Raw genomic sequence first — 26145 nt, 5'->3', positions numbered from 1 at the left:
AGGCTCCATGTCAAGCTGCGGCTCAACAGTTTACTAGATTTAGTTTTCAAAGGTTACACTTTTTAATTGACAGTCTCTGCTTCGGCTTCTCCAGTGCTTCCGTTGTCGTTCGTTGTTCATTTGATTAAAGCGATTCTACAGGCGACTGCTTCTTTGCTTTAGGCCGTCTCTTGCTGCATTTGGAATTGCCGTACAGGGCCGATGACATCGATGGCCTTGTACTCTCTTTGCTTTGTCCCCAGCGTATGCACTATACGACGCGAAACCGGAATCCGCTGAAGAAACAGTCCCTCATCGCCTTATGTGGAAACAAGCTCCCCCTTCGTTGTTTGAACGTGGGGAGCTTGTTTTAGAGAAAAAATCTACCCGTTCACCAGTTTTCACACCAACGTAAGCCGGCTGCCCTGTACCGCAGCAGGCCATTCCCTGGCAATCAGATCATGGCCTGCTGCGGTCGGGTGTACGCCGTCCCAAATCCAGTACACCGCCTCAGCCCGTTCGCACGCCTGATTAAAAGCCGCCTGGAGTGGTACAAATACCGCATCATACTGTGCCGCAAGCTCCCGGATAGTGTGCTGGTACGCCCCGATCGGGCGAATGAAAAAAGCACAAACATAAACCCACCAGTTGTGGCTGGATTTATGTTTTGATTGTAAATCAACAATGAAAATTAACATAGCCTTCCACAAAGGAACCCGGCCGCTTATACACCGCCCCGCGGATGATGATCGATTCCCTTGTACGCCCGAATGAATTCCTGCACCTGCGTCTCATCCAGCGTGTCCAGCCGCAGCATCCGTCCCCAGGCCGTCAATGTAATCAGATTGGGCATGGTTTTGTACGGACTGACGAGCACATACTGCTTGTAGCCGCCGACAATTTCCTCCAGCTTGCCAATGGCAGCTTCATCAGCCTGCTGATTGTAATAAATGACGACCCCGGCATCCTCCAAATTATGAACCAGCAGCTCCTTCGGCAGCTCCTCCCGGTGCGCTCCCCACTCCGCAATGTAGGGCAGGTGCGGCCCGGATGTCGGCGGGTCTGTAGTATATGGCGTATGCGGGTCCGTCGCCTCCACCACATGGGTCTGGTCGGTCATGACCTCCAGCTTCTCCCCTGGCTGCGGCCCCCGGTACACAAGCACAAACACCGCCAGGCCCAAAATAACGAGCGCCCCGATCCCGCTCCAAATCAGCCGCCAAAATTTCCGCTTGCGCGCTTCCTCCCGTTTAAGCTCCGCCAGCCCCCGCTTGCGGTCTCTCTTGGCCTTTTCCTTTATGCTGGTATTCATCAAGCCTGCTTCCTTTCCCGCCTCGAATAGAACTACATAATGTAGTGTAAATAAGCAAAAAATTACAGCAGCGCCATCACAAACAGCACGGACAGCGCCGCCACAACATGCGCCGATACGACCAAAGGTCCAATCGGCAGCTTCATCGCACCCGGTTCCGCCTGCGGGTCCAAAATGCGGTGAATTCTATAATTTATAGATGTATCTGCAAACGAAGCGTAGGCGAACGGCATTTGGCGCGGCGTTCCGCGCTTCAGCAGCTTCAGCAGCGCCCCGCCCAATTCTGCCTCCGAGCCGAGCTCCTGCATCGCATAGCTGTCGGCGAGTATTTCTCTGGCGATTTTGTACTGCAGATGCAGCCATTTTAATACCGGCACATACCAGATGACAGCCGCAGCGAGCGACAGCAAAAAGGTTTTGAGCGGATCGCGGTAGCGCTGGTGAAACTGCTCGTGATACAGCACCGCAGCAAGCTCCCCTTCGTCCAATAGCCGCACCAGCCCGCTGGACACGACAATTTTGGGCTGAAGCAAGCCCATTGTCAGCGCAAGCGGCTCATCATGGCCAATAACAAGCACGCCGCCGTCACGCCCATACCGCTTGTTCAGCCGCCGCGTCAGCTCCTCGTCCCGGCTGCTGTTCAGCTTGCGCCAGGTCCTGCCCGATGCAAGAGCCTGCCGCACCATACCGGCCAGCAGCATCGCCATCGTATACACAATTAACCCGTTCAGCAGCAGGCCCAGCGGCCATAGCCCCCACATCTGCAGCAAACTGTGGCAAAATTGAAACAGATTCACCCCAAGGCTGGTCCCGAACAGGACATGCAGCGCATACAGGCCCATTTGCAAGAGCAGTATTCCCACCACCGCAACCGAAGCGATAAACACCGTTTTCGATCGTTTTTGCCACATGGTTCTACCGTTCCTTTTTCCATTGTTTAATTTTTTGCTCCAGCTTCTCCATCAGCGATGGATCAACATCCTCCAGAGCATCAAGCATATGGCTTACGACAAGCGGGCCGAACTCCTCCATCAGCTCGTGCGTAAGCTCCTTGGACTGCGTCTCAAGAAAATGATTTTTCGTAAGCTTCGGCCGGTACAGCGAGGTGCGGCCCTCCTGCTTTTTGGCCAGAATGCCCTTCTCCACCAGCCGGTTCATCACCGTCATCACCGTATTGAAGTTCATCGGCTTCTCCTGATCCTGCTCCAGCCGCTGCTGGACCTCTTTGATCGTCAGCGCCAGACCTTCGCTATGCCAAAGAACCTCCATAATTTTAGCTTCCAGCGGTCCGAAAAAGCGGTTCAAGCCGCTTTCGTGCACTTTGAAACGTTGAATTTTCATGTGTCAACACCACCTACACTACTAATTGTAGTGATATTGCTGCGCCAAGTCAACCGATCCCAGCCGGAAGCCTCGCTGCCTAAACCACCATTCAAGAATGAAGTTTAACCTTTCACGATTTGTTTCGTACCTATAGTAGCAGCATTTGAATTGTAACGCATGACAGGAAAAGGAGAACGTGGCCCAATGAATTCGATAATCAACCGGAAGAAGCTCGCCGCCGCCATCGCTGGTATGATTTGTATCGTTGGTTTACTCGTTGCCGGTTACGCCCTCTTTATCCGCGGAACCCCGGCGAGCCCTGATTTCATCGCTATCCGGTACATCAGCATAGCGGATGGAGCGCTTGCCGTCCGCGGCACAACCACAAGCAGCGCGGCAGGCTACAGCGGCTACACCTACCGCATAGAGGATCATCAGCTATTTATACAAATCAAGTACACCCGCACGGTAAGCTTATTTCATCCGACCGGGGATTTCAACATCTCCATTCGTGATCAGCTGGCAAGCATTCGCCAAGTATATGTTCAAGGCAAAGACACGGCCGACACCAAATTAATTTGGGAAAAATAAATAAAGCAGGGTAACCATACAGGCGCTTGGAGCCAGGCCAGACCGGGTTTCCGTCTGTGTCTGGGCCGTTTTCCCCTCCTGGGCCGAATGTATTGTACAAAACCGTCTTTCCGGCCGTGCCACATGGTACGGGGTCCGCTTCTGTTCACCCCCGGCTCCTTGTTATGCGCCCCGATTGAAATACATCCGAATGAAGTCCCTTCGAAAAAAAGCCGCCGAAAACATCCCGGCAGCCTGGGAATCCTATACTTTGTGGTCGACCGACCGCCGTCATGCAGCGAAACACCGCGCTGGGAGCTGCGCGCGGTGCTGCTCCTCTACTGCGCCAGACGAGTTAGGCTGGATTCAGCTCGAGCTGATCCTCTTCATCGCGGTTAAACGACTCGCGGTCGAATTCGCCTTCGGACTGGGCTACCAGCAGCGCCGATACCGTTGTTCCGGTAGCGTTGACAGCCGTACGGCCCATGTCTACAATCGCGTCGATAGCCAGTACAAGACCAATACCTTCAATGGGCAAGCCGATGGCGGTCAGCACGACGGTTGTCGAAATCGAAGCCGGCCCGGGAACCCCGGCGACGCCAATGGAGGAAATCATGCTCACCAGCACGATTAAAATGTACTCGGAGATGCTCAGCGGCACATTGTACACCCGCGCTACGAAAATCGCCACGACAGCCGGCCAAACCCCGCCGCAGCCGTTCATGTTCATCGTGGCTCCGAGTGGAGCCACGAAGCTTGCAATCCGCGGCGATACTCGCAGACGCTTCGTGATCACCTCCAAATTCACCGGCAGTGTTGCATAGCTGCTGCGCGTCGTAAAAGCAACGGCAATGGTCGGATATGCCTTGCGGAAAAACTTGATCGGATTGACCCGGGCCACGAAGGTCACCAGCCCGCCGAAGGTCACAACAAAATGAATGATCAGCGCCACATAAGTCGCCGCAATTAGCTTGACCAGCGGCAGCAGCGTTTCCAGCCCGTACTTGGCGGCCATGGCGCCAATCAAGGCATATACGCCATAGGGCGTCAGGCGGATAATATATTTGGTAACCTGGTTCATGACTTGAGCAAAGGAATCAATCACCTGCTTCACCGGCTGCACAGCCTCCGGCCTCTTAGTACCGACATGCACGATTGCAATCGCGACGAAAATCGAGAAGACAAGCACCGGCACGACCTTGCCGCCGGCCATATCACTGATTGGATTGGTTGGCACCAGGTCCAAAATAACCTGCGAGAACGTCGGAATATCGCGCGGCTTGTAGTTTTGCGGCACCGATTGAGCAATGCCGGAGCCCGGATCGAACGCCAGCGCAATCAGCAGGCCGATTAATGCAGCAATCCCGGTTGTGACGAGAAATAAACTGATCGTTTTAACCCCGATTTTGCGAAGCTGGCCGAGGTTTGAAATGGAGGTAATACTCGAAATCACGAGGACGGACACCAAGGGAATGACGAGCATTTTAATCAGGTTGACATAGATGGTGCCCAAGGTGCTTACGCTGGTTGCATCCAGCTTGAGACGGTTAAACACAATCCCGGCCACGAGCCCGAGACCAAGCGCCAGCAGGACGCGGTAGCCGAAGTTCACCCGTTTGCGGGCCAAGCCGTAAAGCACGGCAATGACGATCATGGAGACCACCAGACTCACCCAGTTGGTCTGAATCGCGTGGATCATATTGTTGTTCATGGTGAATACCCTTCTTTCCCGATTAATAAACTAGGAATTAATGCAGTGGTTTTATTCTACTCAGCCTTACATCTGCTGTCAAGTCATAATATCGTTTATAATTTTCCATTTTATACACGGAAGTACTAATAAAAACGCTTTCATTCCTGGCTGACATTGGCTTGCGGTGGCACGACAGGAATACCTTCGCACCACGTGAGCTCCCAACGCGCAATGCTTGCTGCATGACAATCCGTCGGTGGAGCCACAGGCTCTCGACACACCTTTATTCCGGCAAAAAAGGCTGCCCAGCAAGCACTGGACAACCCTCGCAATAAGAACAAGGTCCTGCGAACGAGCCGGACCCGCTTGTATATCCTTTCCATCCCCGCATCCATTCTACTTCTCTACTTCCGCCCTTTGGCAGCGGCCGTACAGCACCGATCGGCATAGTCTGTCGATGCAGCCCGTCCCGCGCGCGATCGTTACGCCAAGTAGTCGGTCGGATCGTAGGCGATGCAGGACTTCGCCGTCAAGGTTAAGCGCCTGGCGGCAGGCTCCCACCGGACCGGTCCGTCATACACATAGAACCATGTTTTTTGTACGGGCTGACCCGCCGGCTCCCGGAACACGAATACATTCAGCTCTTCCTTCAAACGGACGATTTCCTCGCCCATCGCTGCGGCCGACTCCGGCACCTCCACAGTAAAGACGAAGCCGCCCTGCTCCATCTGCTCGCACGTAAACACCAGCGGCATTTGCTTCGAATCAAGCAGCATCCGTCCGGTGACCGCGTGCTTTACGAGCAACGTTTCTTTCACCACCATCATCCTGCGCCCCCTTATCTACGGCAAATCAATCAGCATGAAAAATACAGCGCCGTCAGCGGAAAGCGTAAGCTCCGGCGTCTCGGTAATTCGCGCCGAATCCCGCACTGCCAGCGCTGCGTCCCCGTTGATAGTCAAACCGCCCTCAATGACGAACAGGTATGTCCTGCGCCCGGCCTCGGGCTGATAGGTCAGCTGTTCTCCCGCCGACAAGCGCGACAAATACAAGGTCATATCCTGCTGTATCGAGGCAACCTGCGGAGCCGCGGTGTGGGATACTATCGGAAGCAGCCGTCCCTGCAGCGCTTCCGTATCGAAGCGGCTGGTCATATAGGAAGGCGTCAAGCCGCGGGTATGAGGCATAAACCACATTTGCAGCAGACTCAGCTCCTCGGTTTCCGAAGAGTTATGCTCCGTATGAATAATGCCTGATCCCGCAGACATCCGCTGAATTTCGCCAAATCCCGTAACAGCCACGTTGCCGAGATTATCTTCATGCCGAAGCTCCCCTTTAAGCACAACCGAGACGATTTCCATATCCGCGTGCGGGTGCGCGCCGAAGCCTTTGCCCGGTGCAATCCAATCATCATTAAATACGCGCAGCGGGCCAAAGCCGTTCTGCTCGGGGTCCTGATAATCGGCAAACGGAAAACTGTAATTGCCGCGCAGCCAGCCGCGATCGAACGCGTACCGGGACGCAGCCGGAACCACTTGTATCATGCTTTCCCCTCCACTCCCTGTTTTCGTTATCCCCATCATAACAATCCGGGAGGCCTGCTAGCAACAGGAGCTCTGAAACATTTAGGAACAGGATGTCAAACAACATGCTTTCATACCAAAGCAAGCCCCTTACCCTCCGGATCGCTCGTCACCGTCATTCGATGATCGTGTGAATAACTCCATTCGAATTTAGAATTATCCACAATTCAGGCGATTTTGTCCACAACCGTTATCCACAGATGTGTATAAAATGTAGATTTGCCACGAAGCTGTCCCGTGGGCATCACGATAAGGCCGGTACTACCTGCCGAAACAGGTAGTACCGGCCTTCGAACCGTGCGGTTCTCCGGGTACGTGCGCGGTGTCTCTGGGCGGCTACTAGCCGGATCGGCGCAGGCCAGCGCGGGCTATCCCCAGCGCGGCCATACAGCCGTCGGCTCTCGTCGGGGGCTAGCGCCTCAGGACGGCGGCCAACCAGATTATCCGGCGCAGGCCAGCGCGGGCTATCCCCAGCGCGGCCATACAGCCGTCGGACTCTCGTCGGGGGCTAGCGCCTCGGGACGGCGGCCAACCAGATTATCCGGCGCAGGCCACCACGGGCTATCCCCAGCGCGGCCATACAGCCGTCGGCTTCCGCATAAGGCCTGTCCGCCTTGTTAAATCGTAGTCCGCAGGACGCAGCTGCTGCCGCCAGTTAAACAACGGAACAGTACAAATTGTGTTCCCGCAGGAGCCCCGTATTTGGCGTTCAGCGTGTTGGGCAAGAACGTATGCTCCGTTCCGGAAATGACGGTGCCGGATCTTGTCACGCAGAACACCACGAAGCTGCAGCTGCCCACATTTTGGATCAGATTGAAAATCGCCGCTTGTCCATTCAGCTGCGCGAGCGTATATGTCGCCCCGCAGGAGCCAAAGAAATCCCGGGTGGTGCTCGTCTGTGTCACGCGAACGACACGCATCTTCGGTGTTTTCACCGCGGACAGGTTGACTCGGCGTATGCCTGGGCTCTTCGCTTTCGCAGCCGGCTTCTTGGCCACCCCCTTTGCCTTGGACCGTGCGGCCCCTTTGGCAGCCTTCTTCACTGCTGCTTTTCCCGCTGTAGTCGGTTTGGAACATCTACATGCCATATGATTACCCCTTTCATCCGGTGATAGGGTATTCTATGAAACTATGAATCAGGTGGTGTGTACGTTTCGGTAGAGTTACCGCCGGCTTCCGGCTATCCCAATAAAAAAGCCGCCCGCGCGCAGCAGTTGCGCGAAGACGGCTTTGGGGAATACAGCTTGCAGGCTGACCGGGGACTCGTAAGCCCGGATTAGAAATCGAAATATTGCTCAGCGTTGTTGTAGCAGATGTTTTGAACAATGGAGCCCAGCAGCTCTTCATCGTTCGGGAACTCGCCATTCTCCACCCATTCACCGATCAGGTTGCACAGAATGCGGCGGAAATATTCGTGGCGCGTGTAGGACAGGAAGCTGCGGGAATCCGTCAGCATTCCGACAAAACGGCTCAGCAGACCAAGGTCAGCCAGCGCCTTCATTTGTGCGATCATGCCTTCTTTGGTATCGTTGAACCACCATGCCGAACCGAATTGAACCTTACCGGCAATGCCGCCGCCCTGGAAGCAGCCGATGATTGTGCCGATAATGTGGTTTTGATACGGATTGAGAGAGTACAAGATAGTTTTTGGCAGTGTATCGTCTTTGTCCAGCGCGGCCAGCAATTGTGCCAGAGGCTGTCCGATTGCGCTGTCATTGATGGAATCGAAGCCGGTATCCGGGCCCAGGTTCTCGAACTGGCGGATGTTGTTGTTGCGCGCCGCGTTGATGTGGTACTGCATCGCCCAGCCCAGCTCGTGATACAGCTTGCCAAGGAATACATACACATAGGTTTTGTACTGCTGTTCTTCATGCAGGCTGACCGAATCGCCCTTCAGCGCTTTGGCAAAAATCGCCGCTGCTTCTTCCTTCGTTGACTCTGCATAAGGAACATAGTCCAGCGCGTGGTCAGAGACACGACCGCCGACGGAGTGGAAGAACCGGACACGGGATTCGAAGGCCTGCAGGAATTCATCAAAGCTCGTAACGGCCTGACCGGAAACCTCAGCCAGCTTCGCTACCCATGGCAGGAATGTCGCACGGTTAATTTCCAGGCCTTTGTCCGGACGGAACGAAGGCAGCACCTTCACATTGAAGCTGGTATCTTCTTTAATTTTGATATGGTATTCCAGGGAATCGACCGGATCGTCGGTTGTACAAACGACACGCACGTTCGATTTGGTAATGAAATCACGGGCCCCGAAGCCTTCGCTATTCAGCTTGGCGTTTACTTTCTCCCAGATGACCGGAGCGGTTTTCTCGCTCAGCAGCTCTTCCACGTCGAAATAGCGCTGCAGCTCCAGATGGGACCAGTGGTACAGCGGGTTACCGATCGTTTCCGGTACTGCTTTGGCATAAGCAAGGAACTTGTCGTAGTCGCTTGCATCGCCGGTAACGAAGCTTTCCGGCACACCATTGGAGCGCATCGCTCTCCATTTGTAGTGGTCGCCGTACAGCCATACCTCGGTAATATTCTTGTATGTTTTGTTCTCATAAATTTCTTGCGGGCTCAAATGGCAGTGGTAATCGATAATCGGCATTTCTTTGGCGTAGTTGTGATACAGCTTAACAGCGGTTTCATTCGATAACAGGAAATTGTCGTCGAGGAACTTTTTCATGAGCACCTATTCCACCTTTGTTTGAAAAGTTTTGTTCACGTGAACAAACACGCTCTAATGTTCATGGTATACGTTTCCCGGCAGAATTACAACGTGAAAATTGTGAACGTGAACAAAAACAATCGCTGTGGTATACTACAAGCAGTATGCACCCGCTAATGCTTAACCAAGCAGGGGCAAATTTTAATTTCTTAGGGGGAACCGAAGTTGACTCAGAACTGGTCCGTTGTCCTGGCTGATTCCTTTATTCGCCAATATCCGCTCGTCTCCGATATGCCGTTTCAGAAGCGCCGCTGCTGGAACTATGAAAACGGCTGCATCCTGACCGCGCTGGAACGCGTATGGGCGGTTACCGCCGACAAACGTTATCTCGATTACATCAAAGAAAATAACGACTTGTTTATTCAAGAGGACGGAAGCATCGCGACCTACAGCCTGGAAGAATACAACGTGGACATGATTAATCAGGGCAAAACACTGTTTCTCCTGTATAAGGAAACCGGTGAAGAGAAATACCGCAAAGCCATCGAGCGCCTCGTCACACAGCTCAAGGGCCATCCCCGCACCAGCGAAGGCGGTCTGTGGCACAAAAAAATATATCCATTCCAAATGTGGCTGGACGGCGTCTACATGACGGCTCCGCTGCTGGCCCAATATGCCGAACTCACTAACGACAGCCATTGGTTCGATGATGTGGCGAACGAAATTATTCTTATGGAGCGCGTCTCCCGCGATCCGCGCACAGGCTTGCTGTACCACGGCTGGGATGAAAGCAAGGAGCAGGCTTGGGCGGACCCGGTCACCGGCTGCTCGCCGCACTTCTGGGGCCGGGCTATCGGCTGGTACGTCATGGCCATTGTCGACGTGCTGGACTTCCTGCCGGTTGACCATCCGAAGCGCGGCCTGATTATCGGCATTTTCCACCGTCTGGCGGAAGCGATTATCAAGGTGCAGGATCAGGAAAGCGGCATGTGGTGGCAGGTCATGGACCAGGCGGGACGCAAGGGCAACTATCTGGAGGCGTCCGCTTCGGCCATGTTCATCTGCGCACTGGCCAAGGGCGCACGCAAGGGCTACCTCGGCGGCAATGCGCTGGCGGCGGCACGCAAGGGCTTCGACGGCATGCTGGAGCGCTGCGTCCGCAAGGAAAGCGAAGGCGTGTACCATCTGGATCATATTTGCAGCGTAGCCGGACTCGGCGGCAACCCGTACCGGGACGGCTCGTACTTCTACTACATCAGCGAGCCGACGCGCGCTGACGATCCGAAGGGCTATGCACCGTTCGTCATGGCTTGCCTTGAAATTGAAGCTGCAGCTGCAGCCGGAAAATAAACGGATCGGCGCCGAGCAAGGCGCAGCCCGATAGCACATTATCCTCGAAATCCGTACCGTCTTCGTTCTGAAGATTGTACGGATTTTTATATGAAAACGGCTCTGTTTTTCCCTCAAGGCGCCCGCCCGGCTCCAACCTCCGCCGAGTTGACAGCGAATTGGCGCATCGATGAGGGAATACGGCGGTTTTTTATATACAGAAATGCGCTTTGATTCCAAATCCCCCCTCTATTCCATCCGCTTTCTCATACTTCTTTGCTAAGCTTGTTAATACATACTTTTGCCGGCCCCTCCCTGTGAATAAACTCGAAACACCATAGGATGATGCTGCCTTCAACTCCCGTTTTTTGACAATATTTTTTTCACGTGGAACATTTTTTTGTCGAACCTCCCTCCTTCATCACGAAAAATCGGAGGATTTGTCCACATAGTTATCAACAGCATTATCCACAATCGGTGCATAAGTTGTAGTCAGCATTCCCTTTTTCTCCGCCCGCCTGGTCCTTCAAAATGGTATAGACGATGCCGCGTTTGCGCTATCGCACGAAGATCCCGGCGCGGTTTGGTGTCGCATGACGGTCGTCGACCAGTGATAAGCATGTGGACCAGGTCACTTGACGGGGGCAGCCGCTTGAATTTACGATGAGCAGTCCGTTCACCAAGCCGCATATCGTACCGACCGCTAGATTAATCGGTATCGCCAGCTCCATCGGCACTCCCATCCGGTACAAATCAGCCATGATAACCGGGGATAACGCCACGATAGAAGCGACCGAAATATCGATCTCCCCCAAAATAATGACACAGGCCATCGGCCATACGATAAAGGCCTGATCCAGAAACGACATCGTCGCATCCCGCAAATTGTCCATATTCATGTAGTAGGGGGACAGCGCGGCGTTGATAACGTTGACAATGATAAAAATCAAAACCAGCATCCATTCCCATTGCAAAAAAAAGCTTTTCCACGAGAACGGCTTCGTTCTCCGCACCAGGCGCTTCTCCATGCTTAAATTCTCCTCCTCATCAGATGGCTGCGGTCCACGCCCCGCTTCACCAACGCATTCATCAGGACAGCGATGAGGATAATCGATCCTGGAATCGCAGTTTGCCAGAACGGGGAAACATTAATTAGCGGCAGTGCGTTGTTGAGGATACCCAGCAGCACGGTGCCGAGCACCAGACCGGATATTGTGCCCGATCCCCCTGCAATGCTGACGCCCCAAGAGCACACAGGCTGCGATGACGCTCAGCTCATAGCCCATTGCCGTATCCCCTTGGGCGGAAGCGAATTTGGACACCCACAGCACCCCGGCCAGACCGGATAGCCCGCCCATGATTGTGTACACCTACACCATCCACAGCACTCTGCCGTTGTTGATTCCGCTGATTTGCCCCGATTCCGGGTTGCTGCCGACCGCATAAATTTGGCGTCCCGTTCGGGTGTGGTTCAGAAAATAATAAAATAAGATGTAAATGACAATCGCGATGAACACCAGTGTATTCACGCCCAATATAGTGCCTGTGGCGATCGCCTTGAAGCTGTCCGGCATCTGATGGGCGCTCACCCATTTGCCCCGCTGACCATAAAGGTCAATCCCGGAAACACATTCATCATGCCCAGGGCTGCGATCATCGGCAGGCTCCGCATGCATTTCCTTCCACAGCACCCGCCTTGTGCCTTTCTCCACCTTTTCATGCCCCATAAAAATATTTTCCGTGACACCAAGATCCGGATAACACGTCACATGCTGATAAATGGCCGCGATCCCGAGCCGTTTTGCATCGTTGGGTCCGCGCAGCTCGACGCGCTGGCCTGCAATGTACATTTCCCCCTCATCCGGGGCACGAACCCCGGTAATCATTTGGATCAAGGTCGATTGCCCTGCTCCATTCTCCCCCATCAGCGCATGGATTTCCCCAGGCTTGAGCTCAAACCGGACGTTATCCAGCGCCTTCACACCCGGAAACGTCCTTGTAACCGCTCTCAACTCCAAAATCAATTCACTCATCCAATTCGGCTCCCATCTCCTGACGGACTCGTTACATTTATTCCGACCCTTTAAAGTTCACTTTTGTTTGTTTATGATTCTTTTGCGAGTATTCAATGCAATCGTTCATACTCCTTCTTTTCCAATTAAAATTATGTTTTTTTATTTTCTTTTATGTTCATTCCATAGCTTATTCGAACGTTTGAACTGGAAATTGTCTAAGCCTTACGAGACATTCCCGGTCTTGCTTCCGTTTAAGGGATACCGATCAAAGAGGCAGCAAGCGCATGTGGCCTTAACCTTAGCTAGGGATTATCGGGGGTGCAGGGGTTTCATTTCCGCACCGCGCGCAGCTCCCAGCGCGCGGTGTTTCGCTGCATGACGGCGGTCGGTCGACCACATATCCCGAAGCATCCGGTTTCTTTCCGTGAGGAGGCCATATTTTTGTGGCACAGGGAGAAGGAACGGCTGAAAAGAAGTTAGCCGGAGTAGAGCTAACAATAAGGCTGGAGCAGGGTAAACACAAACGGAAGGGAAAGCGAGGAGTAACGATGATCAAGCTTTGTTCAGGGGTCCTGGCCCTGATGCTGCTTGCGTCAGGAATTACCGGCTGCAGCAAGCCCAAGATTACAGAGGAACAGGCCAAGGCCGTTGTTAGTGAGCAGCATTTCAGGAACAGCGCCTTTGGTCCCATAACGATTGTCTCGATTACGCATAGCAACGAGGGATACGCTGTTAAATGGGAGCGTCCGAACAATTGTGAGGCCGGAACCAGCTATGTAGATGATAAGGAAGGGAAGGTACTCCGGGCGGAGGTATCGATCTGTTAATGAAAAGGGAAATTCCATTACTATGGAATCCGGGGTGCCGTTATTCAGAGGTGAGAGGTGATATAGTGCTCCCACCGGCGTCTGCCATTGTGCAATTCGGCCGAAAGGACGCGTTTTAAAGGGACCGCCCGATTGAGCGGCTTAGAAACCTGGTGGGTGCGAATATTTCTTCTTTTCAAATCGTGCACAGCTCCTAGCGCGTGCGGCGCCGTATGACGGTGGTCTGCCCTATGCCGCCCTGCGGCAGAAAATAAGGGGGAGCATGCCGCGGTCGACTGTCATTGAGCAGCCGACTTTATCCGTACCAAGAGCCCGGCAGCACAAAGCGAAGCACCGCGTGTCTAAAGGCTTGTCTCTCCTGATGCTCCGGAAGTCGCTGGTTTATCGTCGGTTTTTGGCCTCCATTTTTTCCAATTTGATTACGAGGGATTTCGTCAATATCGAACATAAACGAACAATTTTCGTGGTATTACTTCCCCCCTGATGCGACATACAGCAGCTTCTCCGGCGTCGCCTCCCCGCGGGTAAAGGTCTTCGCAGCTCTCCGTTGTACATGACCGAAATCCGGCCATGTGGTCGACCGACCGCCGTCATGCAGCGAAACACCGCGCGCTGGGAGCTGCGCGCGTGCGGAGTCGCGCATGCCCAGCATTTCCGGCAAATCGGACGAAATCATGATGATTGCAGCACCGGACAGCACCAGCTCGTTCAATAGGTTGTACATGTCCGTTTTGGATACGATGTCGATACCGCGTTCTCCTTGAAACGCTTGGATATATTGCGCATTTCCAAAAAATGATTCACCCGGGGTCCTCTTTTCCTCATAATGGGTCCTTTTCCGGCAGGGAGTTCCAGTTACTCCAGCTCGAAGGTCGTATACAGCTTGACCGCATGCTCAAAAAAATATTTTTTGTATTCCGGCGGCACCTGCTTGTTCGTAATGACTTTTTTGGCCATCGTCAAATCGCCCAGCTTCGCAAAACCAGTGCAGTTATACTTCGTATAATCGGCCGCTACGATAACCTCGCTCGAAATCTTCATAACCTCATGAATGACGAGCGCCTCCTCATAGCTCTGCACGGTGTAGCCGGAGTCGAAATTAACCCCCTTGACCCCGATAAACGCCTTATTGATAAAAATTCCGTTCAGCGCCTGCAGTGCAAAGCCTCCGGTCAAGGTTGAGCTGGAGGGCAGCAAATCCCCGCCCGTTACAATGACCTTAATCCCGGCGCGATCCCGCAGATGATAGGCCGTAACTAAATCATTGGTTACTACCGTCACCCGCTTATCCTTGATGTTGCGGGCAATTTCCAGGCACGTCGTGCCCGGGCCCAAATAAATGGCATCCCCGTTCTCGATCATATGGGAGCCGATTCTGCCAATCATCTGCTTCTCTTCGTCAGCCGAATCGTCCGGTTCCGGCTCAGGCGCAAGCGGCTGCAGCGGGTCGTTTTCCTTGAGTACCGCGCCGCCGTAAATTTTGACCAAATAGCCGCTTCTCTCCAGCTTATCCAGATCGCGGCGAATCGTCACCTCGGTGACATTGAACATCTCGCTCAGCTCAAACACATCCACCCGTTTGTCCCTGAGCAGCAGCTCCTTGATTTTGTTTAATCGCTCAATAGCAAACATATGCCAAAACTCCTTATACCGCACACCTGATGTCTAGTGAAAACCAGCGCACAACAGCGTCCGTTCGTTGTTTATTTGTTTATGATTATATCATATTTGTGTTTTATTGTGTTCACCAATGTTTCAAGAGCATGGACAAAAATGGAGGATCACGGGTAGCCGGAACGTCATAAATGAGCCAAAATGGGGAAAAAAGAGGGAGAAAGGAGCGGACGAGCTGAAGATGTCTGTTAAACCGGATGAAGTCCTGGAAGTTATATAGGAGTTATAGAAGTAATGGAAGTTATGGAAGTTATGGAGGTTATGGACGTTATAAAAGCTCCGCAAGATATCGAGGGTTAAGGTGTAGATAAAAAAAGGAAAAGAGTCCACGGAGCAGATGCAAAGCATGAAGCCTGTGGAGCCCGAATCTTCGCGGTGATAGATCGCGAAGACGGGGTATGGGCCCGGCTTGCCCACGTTGATAAATGCGCAGATCGGGGAAAAGCCCGCAGGTCTGCGCTGATAGAACGATTATCACGCAATGGCCCAACATACCTGCATTGTAGAACGCGCATACTGGGAGTGGGCCCGGCAAGCGGTCCAATCCCAGTATGCGCATATCAAGGGAAGGCCTGGCAGGCCGCCGGGCTATGTCTCTCTCCTTCGACGAATAAGCCTTTTTATACCGTCTGCCGCCAGGGACAATCCGTACGCTCCCGGTATCAGCAGTAGCGGCATTACGTCGAAACGGTAACGGGTTTGAATCTCAATTGCCAGATGGAGCAGCGCATAGCCAAGCAGCAGCAGGATCAGCAGCGCTTGGCCTTTCTCTTCCGCGCCCCGGTATAGGCATGCCAATAGGCCCAGCAGCCCGAAGGCTGCCATAAGCGTGTACATGACCCGCTCCAGCGCGATGAGCCGCATCTTCAAGCCCGGCTCCTCCATTCCCCATAAGCTCCACACCGGAGCCGCATCCTCCCCGCCCCACATCAGCACAAATTTGCGTCCGAGCAGCTCCAGCAGGGCCTCCTTATCCGCCATACGCTCTCGAATGATAGCTAATTCAGCTTCACTGCGCGCCTCTCCAAGCGGATAGCGAAGCACCTCCTGCTCATCCTCCCACGACCAGCCGCCGGTCGTCTCGGCGTTCAGGCCGGCCACCAGCTTCCAGTACGGCTCCGGATTCGACAGCTTGTACGGGGTAATTCCCCCCGCAATGAAAGCCCAGCTGACGAACTGCTGAACAAGCATGTAAATCACTATGACTCCGGCCAGCCGCAGCAGCACAAGCACACGGCCCCGGCGGGCCCAAGGGAGCAGCAGGAACACCACTGCATAGACGGCCAGCCCCGCAAGATAGAAGCCGCCCAGCGGCCGCACGATGTTCCCCAGGCCGAAAAGCAGTCCAATCAGTGCCCAGCTGTACCAATCCGCAAGCCGCCAATGCAGCACCGCATATAATCCGGCGGCAAACAAGAAGGTTGACAAATGCTGATTGGTCAGGACAGAGCACATGATGATATTGGGCACGTATATCGCAAGACAAAGCGCAGCGGCCCTGCCAGCCGCTTCGTTCAGCACCGTCCGGCCAATGCCGTACACAAGCAGCACCGTTCCTGTGCTGAGCGCCGCATTCCAGAGCTTCAGCGCCAGCAGCGACGGCCCGAACCACTTTACCATCACCGCCTGGGCCATAGCGAAGCCCAGCTGATAAATCCACCGGGAGAAATACGCATTTGTGCCGAAGCTGTAATCTCCTGCCGCCGCCTGCAGTGCCGCCTGATGCATATCCAGAAAATCCGAAACCGGCGGGGTATCCATAGACACAACCCATACATAGCGGAGGGCGGCCGCAAGCGCGAGCAGCAGCCCCAAATACACGATTCGGTTCATCCTCTCCGCCGCCGCCGCCGCAAGCACCAGCACTAGAGCTGAACCGCCCAGCAGAAGACTGGCCTTCTGCCAGCCAAGCCCGGACAGAAGAAAGCCCCCTGTGTTTTGGGCGGCAAACCAGAGCAGCAGGGCAAAGAAGACCGCTCCTGCAGACACAACGATACGATACGTTAGCTTACGCCCTGATTTATGCCCGCTTTTTGCGGCTCCGGCACGAATGTCTGCTTCGATCCTCATTCCGTTTCCCTCACCGTCTTCCATCCTTTTCCTGTTATATTGCACTGTCCCAATTATACCACGAACCCAAAAGAGCTGCGGCGGAGCGCCTTTCTCCTGCGCCCCTCTTGCCTCCCGCGAATAACAGCTTAAGGGATCGGCGCTGGATCTGGAATGTTTTGCAGGTGATGCCGAAATACTACCTATATCATCCCTTCACCGGCAAGGAGAGCAAAATGAAAACCATCAAACCGATTGTTTCAATTTACACTCAGGATTTGAAAAAGATTGTGACCAATTGGGCCGCAGCCATCATCCTGTCCGGCCTGGTTTGCCTGCCCTCGCTGTACGCCTGGTTCAACATATTGGCTTCCTGGGACCCCTATTCCAATACGGCAGGGCTCGCCATTGCGGTGGCCAGCAACGACGAGGGCGCTGAGATACGGGGCAAACCAGTCAATCTCGGCAATGAGATTATAGCATCCCTCCAGGATAATCATACTGTAGGCTGGACGTTTGTTCATGAGCGGGAAGCGATGGACGGCGTGCAGCATGGCGATTATTATGCAGCCATTGTAATCCCCGCCGATTTCTCGGCCCGAATTGCAACTGTTCTCTCGGATAACCCGCGAAAGGCCGAGATCGATTACTTTGTGAACGAGAAAATTAACGCCATTGCTCCGAAAATTACCGCCAAGGGGGCCAGCGGCATTTCCGATGAAGTCAGCCGCAGCTTTGTCAAAACCGCCAATGGCATTATTTTCAGCATGATGAACGAAATCGGGGTGGAGCTGGAGGCGGAGCTCCCAACGATTCAAAAGGTGCGCGACCTTATTTTTAAGCTGGAATCGTTGTTTCCGCAGATGAATGCAGCCGTAAACACCGGGCTCGATGAAATCGGGAGAACGAACGCTATTGTAGATCAAGCCCAGACCCATCTGCCGCTGGTTGCGGATTTGGCTCAAGCGGGGTCCGATGCGGCCGCCCGGCTGGAGGATTTGCTGGATCAAACGGACACGGCGCTGGATGCGATTTCCCCGGGCATGAAGCAGGATTTGCTGTATCTGCAGCAAGCGGCGGAGGCGACAGAGCAGCTAACCGTCATTTTACAGGGAGCCCGGTTCGTCCCGTCCTTGGCAAGCGCTGAGCTGGAACGGATGGACAGAAGGCTGAACGCGGCTTTGGGTGTAACCGGCCGCATGATGGCCCTGTTCGATCGGCTGCATGGCTTGACGGGGCTTAGCGGCACCGCTCCGGTGACGAGTAAGCTGCAGCAGGTGGAAAACAATCTCCAGCAGCAGGAGCTGCTTGTCAGCCAAATCAAGCAGGCCGTTGATAAGGGTCAACAACCGGCCGATCAGTTAATCGCCAGCTTAAATCAGCTGAGCAAGGACACCTCCGCCCGGATCAGCGATCTGCTGAACCGGTATGACAGCGAGATTCAGCCGGAGGTGCAGCAGGGAATCGACCGGGCGAAGCAAGCATCGCGAAAAGCCCACACCCTGATGGATGAAGCAGCCCGGAGCATTCCTGATGTGAAGCAGGTGCTGGACAATGCCTCTTCCGGGCTAGCTGCGGGCAAGCAGGAGCTGGAGCGGATTCGTGAGAACCTCCCTGCGGTGGAGGCCAAGATCCACCGTCTTGCCGAGCGCATTCGCGCCTTTGAACAGGAAGACAGCTTAAATGAAATCATTGACCTGCTCAAAAATGATGCCCAGCGGGAAAGCGAATTTTTTGCCGAGCCTGTTGTAGTGAAAGAAAACAAGCTATTTCCAATTCCGAATTACGGGTCGGGCATGTCGCCCTTTTTTACCACCTTGTCGCTGTGGGTCGGAGCGCTGCTGCTCGTCTCCCTGCTGTCGGTTGAGGTTCATCACCCCGGATCGAATTATCGGAGCTATCAAGTCTACTTCGGCCGGTATATGACCTTCGCTACATTAGCTGTTCTGCAATCGGTGCTGTGCACCTTGGGGGATATTTACCTGCTCGGCACCTTTGTTGCGGAAAAGCTGTGGTTTGTCCTGTTCGGCATGCTGCTGAGTGCTGTTTTTATGCTGGTGGTGTACACGCTCGTATCGGTATTCGGCAATGTAGGCAAAGCGATGGCCATCGTGCTGCTCGTGCTGCAGCTGGCCGGCTCCGGCGGAACGTTTCCGATTCAGCTGACACCGCCCTTTTTCCAGGCTGTCCATCCGTACCTGCCGTTTACCTATGCAATCAGCCTCATGCGTGAAGCGGTTGGCGGCATGCTGTGGGACATTGTGCTTCGGGATTTGCTGATGATGGGGATGTATGTGGGCCTTACACTGGTTATCGGGCTGGCGCTCAAAACATGGATCAATCAGAAATCGGCCCGGCTCGTCGAAAAGGCCAAGGAAAGCGGCCTCCTGCATTAGCCTCCCGCCACAAGAAGTCCGGTGAGAAACATAGCCGAAGAACCGAAGAACCGGGGGAGGTGGAGCAGGCCGATCCTGCCATTGCCCCGAAAAATAAAAAACCGGCCGGACAGCTTCTTCGCTGTCGAACCGGTTTTCTTCTGTTTATGCTCGTTCAGGCTTCCGGAATATGCCGGTTGGGCAACCGGTCGATTTCATACTGGCAAACAGCATGTCCAGCACCTGCATATTCCGGTGGGTCTCCTCCAGCGTAAACAGCGGCTGACGCCCCGCTATAATCGCATCGGCGAAATCCGCAACCTCCAGCGTATACCGATCCGACTCCTGGACCGCCACCTGGCGGCTGCCAGCCTCCGTGACCACAGTGATTGCGCCTTCGCTCCCTTGGAACGTGTCCGGCACCTCGATACGGCCCTTCGTGCCGATAATTTCCGAATTCATCTGGGCAAACGCGTTAAATCCGCTGTTAATCGAAGCAACGACGCCGCCCGGGTATTTCAGCAAGGCCGAGAACATCATATCGACGCCGTTCTCCATAACACTTTCGCTTACGCACGACTCTGGAAGCTGCCCATTCATGACCATGCCGACGAAATTGACCGGATACACGCCTACATCATAGAGCGATCCGCCCCCAAGCCCGGGCTGGACCTTAATCGTATTCGGCCGGTTCAGCAGGAACCGGAACGTAGACTGGATGTAGCGAACCTCTCCGATTTCACCGCTATCCAGCACTGCTTTGACCTGCCTGATCCGATCCGTATAACGGTACATGAACGCTTCCATGAGCAGAACCTTGTTCTCTTGTGCTGCCTGAATCATTTCTAGCGCATCTGCGGCGTCTAAGGCTATCGGCTTCTCGCACAGAACGTGCTTCCCTTTGCGGATCGCCTTCAATGCCCACTCCTTGTGCATCGAATTGGGCAGCGGGATATAAACCGCCTGCACCTCTGCGTCCTCCAGCAGCTCGTCATATCCGCTATACACGACAGGACAGCCAAAAAGCGCTTGGCATTCCTTGCGCTTCTCCGGGTCGCTGGACGCAACCGCGCGCAGCTCCGAGTTATGTGCAGCAGCAATTGCCGGAAGCACCGACGTTTTTGCAATCCGGGCATACCCAAGTACACCCCACTTGATGGTTGCCATTGTCCTTCACTCCCTACTTAATTCTATGCCAATCCAGACCATCGTTTCGTTATCATTATAATGAATGCTGTCCTTGCGGACAACACGCTCAGCTCCCTCCCGTCCACCTCTGCCCCGGCCGGTATGCCGCCTTCTTCAGGATGTACGGCCCGGACAATCTGCACTGCACCTGGGAACAGGAAAACAGTTGGTTATAAACAGCGGTGTCATTAGAACAGGTTTTTCCTAGAATTGGGGAATTGTTGAAGAAAGCGGCTTGATCGTTTCCGGTGCAGGCACAATAATGAGGGGGCGAACACTTCATTCACCTGGCAAAGGAGGACGATACCGTCGGCAGGAGAATGCTGTCTGTTTCCACCAATCCGAAGGAGGTCGATCCACGCTTTTAAGTATTGCAAGAAACTGTTTCATATTTGGTCGTGAATTTATCTAAAAGCAGGGGGAATTTTTTGTGAAGCCCATCTATCGGCAAATCAGCATTCTGCTATGCCTTGCTCTGGTTCTGACCTTGGTTATGGTCGTTCCGGCAGGAGCAGCTACCGTTTTCAGCGACGATTTCAATGACGGCGACGCATCTGGCTGGACCTCCACCTCGGGGACCTGGTCCGTCGTACAGGACAGCGGCTCCTATGTATATTACCAGTCCAGCACGAATGAAGGACGCGCTTCGGCAGGCAGCCAGTCCTGGACCAATTACAGCGTAGAGGCCAAGGTCAAGGTAGACAATTTCAATGGCTCCAACCGGACGTATGTGGCCGGACGCTATCAGGACGGCAATAACTTCTACGCCGCCTCGCTCTATAACAGCAGCGGCGGTACACTGGAAATCCGCAAGAAGGTCGGCGGCTCCACTACCACATTGGCCAGCAAATCATACGCGCTAGCGACAGGCACCTGGTACACCGTTAAGCTGGAAATGACCGGCTCAACGCTGAATATGTACGTCAACGGCACGCTTCAGCTGACGGCCACTGATTCCAGCCTGTCCTCCGGGGCTGTCGGCCTCGTCGCCTACAAGACGGTCAGCAAATTCGACGATTTGGTCGTCTCCGACAGCGCGACGGCAACACCGACCCCAACGCCGACGGCAACACCAACCGCAACGCCAACTGCGACGCCTACAGCTACACCGACTTCAACACCTTCAGCAGGCGCGCTCTATGTAGCGCCGAACGGCTCCGCCAGCAACCCGGGAACGCTTAGCAGCCCAACGACTCTGGCTGCCGCTCTGACCAATGTCAGCGCGGGGGGAACCATTTATATGCGCGGAGGCACGTACAGCTTTTCCGCTCCGGTGACCATTGAACGGACGAACAGCGGCAGCTCCACCAGCGCACGTAAAAATATCGTGGCCTACGGCAGTGAGAAGCCGGTTCTGGATTTCTCCGCGCAAGCCTTTGATTCCACACAGCGCGGTCTGCAAATTTTTGGCAGCTATTGGCTGGTAAAAGGCATTGAGGTGAAGGGCGCCGGAGATAACGGCATCTTCATTGGCGGCAACTACAACCGGATTGAAAATGTGGAAACCCACCATAACCGTGATAGCGGGCTGCAAATCAGCCGTTACTCCTCCTCCGCCGCCGTGAGTGAGTGGCCGAGCTACAACGAAATTATTAACGTATATTCCCATGACAACTTCGATCCGGATGACGGGGAGGATGCCGACGGCTTCGCCGCCAAGCTAACGGTTGGCCCGGGCAATGTGTTTGACGGCTGCATCGCCGCCTATAACACGGATGACGGCTGGGATCTGTATACCAAGAGCGACACCGGCGCGATCAGCCCTGTAACGATTCGCAACAGCATTTCCCATCATAACGGGCAAACCTCGGACGGCAACACGACCTCCAACAGTGACGGCAACGGGTTCAAGCTGGGCGGAGAGTCCATCTCCGTTAATCATATTGTCACGAACAGCATCGCCTACCAGAACAAGAAGCACGGCTTCACTTATAACAGCAATCCCGGCTCCATCGCCATGACCAACAATACGTCGTGGAGCAACGGAGGCAGTAACTTCGCCTTTGATTCCGGCACCCACCAGTTCAAAAACAACCTGTCTCTCGCAGGCGGGTCCAGCGACAAAACAAGCGGCACCGATGTGTCCGGCAGCAACGTCTGGTGGAAAAATAATGCCAGCACCAATGCAAACGGCCTCGTCGCCAGCAGTGCCGACTTTGTCAGCCTGACACCGAGCTTGACACGCAATTCCAGCGGCTATCCGGTGCTGGGCAACTTCCTTAAGCTGGCCTCCGGCAGTGACCTGAAAAGCGCAGGCACGCCAAGCGGCACTGATATCGGCGCGATCTTCAATTAGGCAGTTCCGGGTTAGGCCGAAGGTCTGCGCCGCACGTTCTCCCGGCGCTGCGATGCCCGCCGCCCTGGCGTGAGCCAGGCGCCTGGCCCAATCCCGCTGCATACCGGCCCCTATTCGCAAAGCAGCGTACACTACGGTGTACGCTCGCTTCTGCGGCAGGGGCTTTTTTCATGCTCCATGCATAGTGCGCTGCTAAGAGGAGATGCGCCTGGACGATCTGCTTCGGCAGCGATGCGCCCGTGGTGGATTCCTCCGTTTTTTACGTTTATCATATAGAAAGGGCGGCAATGCCAATCGATGACTGCCCTGTACAACTGGAAAAGGAGAATACCATTTTGAAAAACGTCATACTCTCCGCCGTACTAATGCTTGCTATCGCAACGTCCATATCGGCATGCGGCTCCAAGACTGAACCGGTCGGCAGCCATACAGTCAGCGAGAACCGTCAAGCCGGTACGGAGGGAACCACGGCCGGGGCCCCGACCTCCGGCAACAAGGAGACCACCGAAACAGCCTCCAGCACGCCGGCAGCCAACGCCCAACCGGGAAAAGACAGCGCCAAAAACGACGCGGGCAAAAACACTGCCGATGGAAGCACATCCGGCGGTACGAAGAACGGGGCCCAGCCTGCCAAAACGAGCAGCTCCGCCAAATTGTCGACGATTACCGATGCGGGCTCCATCGCGGCTGTCGTGAACAAGCAGCTGATGCTGCCGGAGGATTATGTACCGGCCGATTTGGTGTACCCCAATGTGAAATTCACCTTCGAGGAAAAAATCGAGAAACGGCAGATGCGGAAGGAAGCTGCGGCGGCTCTGGAGAAAATGTTTGCTGCCGCCAGTAAAGACGGAGTCCCGCTGGCCGGCGTGTCCGCCTACCGTTCGCATAAGAGACAGAAGGAGCTGTTCGAGTCCTACGTCCGGAAGGACGGAGAGGAAAAAGCGCGCACCTACAGCGCTTACCCCGGAACAAGCGAGCATGAAACCGGGCTGGCCATTGATGTGTCAGGAGCGGATGGCCGCTGTGCCGCTACGGAATGCTTCGCCGGAACAAAGGAAGCCAAGTGGCTCGCCGATCACGCGCATGAATATGGATTCATTATCCGGTATCCCAAAGGCAAGGAAGACATCACCGGCTATACTTATGAACCGTGGCATTTGCGGTATGTCGGGTTTGAAGCTGCCGCAGACATCCACAAGCGAGGAATTACCCTGGAGGAATACAAGCATGTAGTCGAAGTATCCGGCTCCAAGCAATAAACAGGCGGCAAGCCATACTTCCTAATAAAGCATTCAAGGCACACCCCGCACCGGACTAAAGCCCAGGCGGCGTGTGCCTTTTTGATTCAGAATCGCAGGTCAGCTAGTACGACTATTACGAATATTACGACAGCCATTCGCCACCCTCCGGTATAACAACCCGTTTCTGCAAGCCCTTCCCTTCCGCTGACAGGCGTTCGCGCTACAATTTTCCCGGTCCCGGACACGGTATAACGGCTTCCATAAGAAAGGCGGCCACACGTGTCAATGAGGCATGGCGGCAAACCGGATATCCTCAGTCCCCGTAGACTGCCTGTAAGGGATGTCCGTTGGAAGGCTGTTGTAACCGGACTTATGCGTCCTCGTTCGATGCGGGGGGCGACGGCTCCATTTCTACAGCTTCCACATAGGCAAGCAGCTGCTTGTGAATGTCCGCCATCAGTTGGCGGTGTACAGCGGTGCGCGCCTTGTCAGCAGAAGCATGCTGCTCCGCCCGTACCAGCAGCTGGAGCACATCATAGGAAGCATCGGAAATACCCAGCTTGCCCTTGACCCGTTCCCGGCGGAACGCCTCGCGTTCAGGGTCAAGCGGCTCGCCTAGCCGGGGGCCTCTATGACCGCGCTCAGGCAGGGTAGCCAGCTCGGCACGGCCCTCGATCGTGAGATGATATATTTTTTTGCCGCTTTCCTCCCGGGCAGACACAAGCCCATGGTCTTCCAGCAGCTGCAGGGTTGGATAAATCGAGCCTGCGCTCGGTACATAAACCCCGCCCGACTGCTCCTCCAGCGCCTTCATCATTTGGTAGCCATGCATCGGTTCAATAGCAAGCAGCTTCAGCAGCGCCCATCTGATGCCGCCGCGTCCGAAATACCGCTTGCCGCCCCTGTGATCCGCTTGCTCTTTACGTTCCATACTGTGGAAGCCGTTCTCCCGGCCCTCGGAGGAACCCCGTCCATGATGATCGCGCATCGGTAGAACACCTCTTTACTTTATTTAACGATATATCGTATTATTAGATTAACGATATATCGTTATTTTGTCAAACTATATTGACAATGATTATTATTATCAATTAATATGGGGACATAACCACTTTAACTAGTTGATGAAATGAGGCTGACCACCATGGAACTATCCCAACTCATTAAAGAACGCCGCTCAGTACATGTATTCCAGGACCGTCCGGTCTCCTTAGATCTCGTTAAAGAGCTGCTGGACACCTCCGTCTGGGTGCCTAATCACAGAATGACCCAGCCTTGGCGCTTCGTTATCCTGCATGGAGAAGGCAAAGCCAGGCTGGAGCCGGTAGCCCGCTCCAAAAACGGCCGGTTCGCCGGTGATCCCGAGAAGCAGGACCAGCTGGTCAAGAAATTAATGAGCATCCCGCTGTATTTAGCCGTTATTATGAAGGAGGACCCGAACCCCGCGACACGCGAGGAGGACTATGCGTCGGCGAGCTGCATCATCCACAATTTCAGCCTGCTCGCCTGGGAACAGGGTCTTGGGCTCGTATGGGAAACCTACGGTATTATGTATCAGGAGCAGTTCCGTGAAGCATTTGGTGTGAAGCCGGGTGAGAAAATCGTCGGCGTGCTCCACGTTGGCTACCCGGATAAAATTCCTGCCGCCCAGCCGCGCATCCCGGCAGCAGATCGGCTGACGGTTATTGACAGCTAAGCCGGCTTCCCCGCCGATTTTAGCCAACCGATAACGCCGGAGCTTACTCCCGCACCGCGCGCAGCTCCCAGCGCGGAGTGTTTCGCTGCATGACGGCGGTCGGTCGACCACATGTCCAAAGAGAGGCCCGATGCCTGCTCTAACACAAAAGAGAAGCGCCTCGCGGCATCCCCGCCATGACATTGCCTTTCAGAATGTCTGGACAACCGGACAAACAAAGCTATTTGGCCCTGTTTGTCCGATTGGGGATTACCGTTTTTGCGCTTCTCTTTTTCATTGGAGTCTTCCGGTATCAGGCGAGCCGCTCTTATAGCCCGACATAGATCATGCCCGGTC

The 26145-nt window shown here is 54.4% G+C and carries 24 protein-coding genes and 1 pseudogene; 8 read left to right on the top strand and 17 right to left on the bottom strand.

The annotated features are described in order from the left end of the window. Positions 1–380: 380 nt before the first annotated feature. From WBG83_RS18910 to WBG83_RS18895, 4 genes are all read right to left on the bottom strand, one after another. Positions 381–677 (bottom strand): SGNH/GDSL hydrolase family protein, encoded by a 297-nt coding sequence (locus tag WBG83_RS18910; RefSeq protein ID WP_336746887.1) that lies wholly within the window; start codon positions 675–677, stop codon positions 381–383. A gap of 26 nt (positions 678–703) precedes the next feature. Beyond that, positions 704–1291, bottom strand: coding sequence for a DUF3105 domain-containing protein (locus WBG83_RS18905; RefSeq protein WP_336746885.1), 588 nt, complete (start codon positions 1289–1291; stop codon positions 704–706). Positions 1292–1353: 62 nt separating this feature from the next. After that, complete coding sequence (locus WBG83_RS18900; RefSeq protein WP_336746884.1) at positions 1354–2202, bottom strand: M56 family metallopeptidase; 849 nt, start codon at positions 2200–2202, stop codon at positions 1354–1356. Positions 2203–2206: 4 nt separating this feature from the next. Further along, the gene (locus tag WBG83_RS18895) at positions 2207–2632 is read right to left on the bottom strand and encodes a BlaI/MecI/CopY family transcriptional regulator (RefSeq protein WP_336746882.1); all 426 of its coding nucleotides are present in this window, start codon (positions 2630–2632) and stop codon (positions 2207–2209) included. 186 nt (positions 2633–2818) lie between these two features. Here WBG83_RS18895 and WBG83_RS18890 point away from each other — a divergent pair, with 186 nt between their 5' ends. Next, entirely contained in the window at positions 2819–3205 is a 387-nt protein-coding gene (locus WBG83_RS18890) for a hypothetical protein (protein WP_336746880.1), read from the top strand. A 334-nt stretch (positions 3206–3539) separates the two neighbouring features. Here the strand turns inward: WBG83_RS18890 and WBG83_RS18885 are convergent, their stop codons facing one another. The 5 genes from WBG83_RS18885 to uxaC form a co-directional block, all read right to left on the bottom strand. Beyond that, complete coding sequence (locus tag WBG83_RS18885; protein ID WP_336746879.1) at positions 3540–4895, bottom strand: dicarboxylate/amino acid:cation symporter; 1356 nt, start codon at positions 4893–4895, stop codon at positions 3540–3542. 464 nt (positions 4896–5359) lie between these two features. Further along, positions 5360–5704 (bottom strand): hypothetical protein, encoded by a 345-nt coding sequence (locus WBG83_RS18880; protein ID WP_336746878.1) that lies wholly within the window; start codon positions 5702–5704, stop codon positions 5360–5362. 15 nt (positions 5705–5719) lie between these two features. Next, positions 5720–6421, bottom strand: a complete 702-nt coding sequence (locus WBG83_RS18875) for a pirin family protein (RefSeq protein WP_336746876.1) — start codon at positions 6419–6421, stop codon at positions 5720–5722. Positions 6422–7077: 656 nt separating this feature from the next. Then, positions 7078–7548 carry a hypothetical protein gene (locus WBG83_RS18870; RefSeq protein ID WP_336746874.1) on the bottom strand — a complete coding sequence of 157 codons (471 nt, stop codon included), beginning with the start codon at positions 7546–7548 and terminating at the stop codon, positions 7078–7080. Positions 7549–7736: 188 nt separating this feature from the next. Next, on the bottom strand, positions 7737–9137 hold the full coding sequence (uxaC, locus tag WBG83_RS18865) for a glucuronate isomerase (RefSeq protein WP_336746872.1): 1401 nt from the start codon (positions 9135–9137) through the stop codon (positions 7737–7739). A 207-nt stretch (positions 9138–9344) separates the two neighbouring features. Here uxaC and WBG83_RS18860 point away from each other — a divergent pair, with 207 nt between their 5' ends. Beyond that, positions 9345–10469 (top strand): glycoside hydrolase family 88/105 protein, encoded by a 1125-nt coding sequence (locus WBG83_RS18860; RefSeq protein ID WP_336746871.1) that lies wholly within the window; start codon positions 9345–9347, stop codon positions 10467–10469. A 536-nt stretch (positions 10470–11005) separates the two neighbouring features. On the opposite strand, the gene WBG83_RS18855 is transcribed toward WBG83_RS18860, so the two are convergent. The 3 genes from WBG83_RS18855 to WBG83_RS18845 form a co-directional block, all read right to left on the bottom strand. Then, the gene (locus tag WBG83_RS18855) at positions 11006–11476 is read right to left on the bottom strand and encodes an ABC transporter permease (RefSeq protein ID WP_336746870.1); all 471 of its coding nucleotides are present in this window, start codon (positions 11474–11476) and stop codon (positions 11006–11008) included. A 120-nt stretch (positions 11477–11596) separates the two neighbouring features. Continuing rightward, a complete protein-coding gene (locus tag WBG83_RS18850) occupies positions 11597–11806 on the bottom strand; it encodes a hypothetical protein (RefSeq protein ID WP_336746869.1) in 210 nt (69 codons plus the stop codon). A gap of 12 nt (positions 11807–11818) precedes the next feature. Further along, positions 11819–12481 carry an ATP-binding cassette domain-containing protein gene (locus WBG83_RS18845; protein ID WP_336746867.1) on the bottom strand — a complete coding sequence of 221 codons (663 nt, stop codon included), beginning with the start codon at positions 12479–12481 and terminating at the stop codon, positions 11819–11821. A gap of 425 nt (positions 12482–12906) precedes the next feature. On the opposite strand from WBG83_RS18845, the gene WBG83_RS18840 reads away from it, so the two are divergent. Then, positions 12907–13290 carry a hypothetical protein gene (locus WBG83_RS18840; protein ID WP_336746866.1) on the top strand — a complete coding sequence of 128 codons (384 nt, stop codon included), beginning with the start codon at positions 12907–12909 and terminating at the stop codon, positions 13288–13290. A gap of 469 nt (positions 13291–13759) precedes the next feature. On the opposite strand, the gene WBG83_RS18835 is transcribed toward WBG83_RS18840, so the two are convergent. The 3 genes from WBG83_RS18835 to WBG83_RS18825 all read right to left on the bottom strand — a co-directional run bounded on the left by WBG83_RS18835 (position 13760) and on the right by WBG83_RS18825 (position 17034). Then, positions 13760–14002 carry a hypothetical protein gene (locus tag WBG83_RS18835; RefSeq protein ID WP_336746865.1) on the bottom strand — a complete coding sequence of 81 codons (243 nt, stop codon included), beginning with the start codon at positions 14000–14002 and terminating at the stop codon, positions 13760–13762. A gap of 143 nt (positions 14003–14145) precedes the next feature. Next, complete coding sequence (locus WBG83_RS18830; protein WP_336746864.1) at positions 14146–14922, bottom strand: DeoR/GlpR family DNA-binding transcription regulator; 777 nt, start codon at positions 14920–14922, stop codon at positions 14146–14148. 630 nt (positions 14923–15552) lie between these two features. Then, positions 15553–17034, bottom strand: coding sequence for an ArnT family glycosyltransferase (locus tag WBG83_RS18825; protein WP_336746863.1), 1482 nt, complete (start codon positions 17032–17034; stop codon positions 15553–15555). A gap of 215 nt (positions 17035–17249) precedes the next feature. Here WBG83_RS18825 and WBG83_RS18820 point away from each other — a divergent pair, with 215 nt between their 5' ends. Continuing rightward, positions 17250–19409 carry a YhgE/Pip domain-containing protein gene (locus WBG83_RS18820; protein ID WP_336746862.1) on the top strand — a complete coding sequence of 720 codons (2160 nt, stop codon included), beginning with the start codon at positions 17250–17252 and terminating at the stop codon, positions 19407–19409. 144 nt (positions 19410–19553) lie between these two features. On the opposite strand, the gene WBG83_RS18815 is transcribed toward WBG83_RS18820, so the two are convergent. After that, positions 19554–20555 carry a Gfo/Idh/MocA family protein gene (locus tag WBG83_RS18815; protein ID WP_336746860.1) on the bottom strand — a complete coding sequence of 334 codons (1002 nt, stop codon included), beginning with the start codon at positions 20553–20555 and terminating at the stop codon, positions 19554–19556. A 514-nt stretch (positions 20556–21069) separates the two neighbouring features. On the opposite strand from WBG83_RS18815, the pseudogene WBG83_RS18810 reads away from it, so the two are divergent. The 3 genes and pseudogenes from WBG83_RS18810 to WBG83_RS18800 all read left to right on the top strand — a co-directional run. Further along, positions 21070–21594, top strand: a pseudogene (locus WBG83_RS18810) (family 16 glycoside hydrolase); the annotation flags it as partial. Next, positions 21595–22872: a right-handed parallel beta-helix repeat-containing protein gene (locus WBG83_RS18805; protein ID WP_336746888.1), complete on the top strand. Its 1278-nt coding sequence runs from the start codon at positions 21595–21597 to the stop codon at positions 22870–22872. A 335-nt stretch (positions 22873–23207) separates the two neighbouring features. Then, positions 23208–24131 (top strand): M15 family metallopeptidase, encoded by a 924-nt coding sequence (locus WBG83_RS18800; protein ID WP_336746859.1) that lies wholly within the window; start codon positions 23208–23210, stop codon positions 24129–24131. Between the two features lie 352 nt (positions 24132–24483). Here the strand turns inward: WBG83_RS18800 and WBG83_RS18795 are convergent, their stop codons facing one another. Then, on the bottom strand, positions 24484–25101 hold the full coding sequence (locus tag WBG83_RS18795; RefSeq protein WP_336746858.1) for a PadR family transcriptional regulator: 618 nt from the start codon (positions 25099–25101) through the stop codon (positions 24484–24486). A 156-nt stretch (positions 25102–25257) separates the two neighbouring features. Here WBG83_RS18795 and WBG83_RS18790 point away from each other — a divergent pair, with 156 nt between their 5' ends. Further along, the gene (locus tag WBG83_RS18790) at positions 25258–25809 is read left to right on the top strand and encodes a nitroreductase family protein (RefSeq protein ID WP_336746857.1); all 552 of its coding nucleotides are present in this window, start codon (positions 25258–25260) and stop codon (positions 25807–25809) included. Positions 25810–26145 lie beyond the last annotated feature (336 nt).

The sequence above is a fragment of the Paenibacillus sp. y28 genome (assembly GCF_037137075.1).
Classification (GTDB): Bacteria; Bacillota; Bacilli; order Paenibacillales; family NBRC-103111; genus JBBBNV01.
Note: the sequence above shows the minus strand (reverse complement) of the source record. Positions and strands in the feature narration are given on the sequence as shown.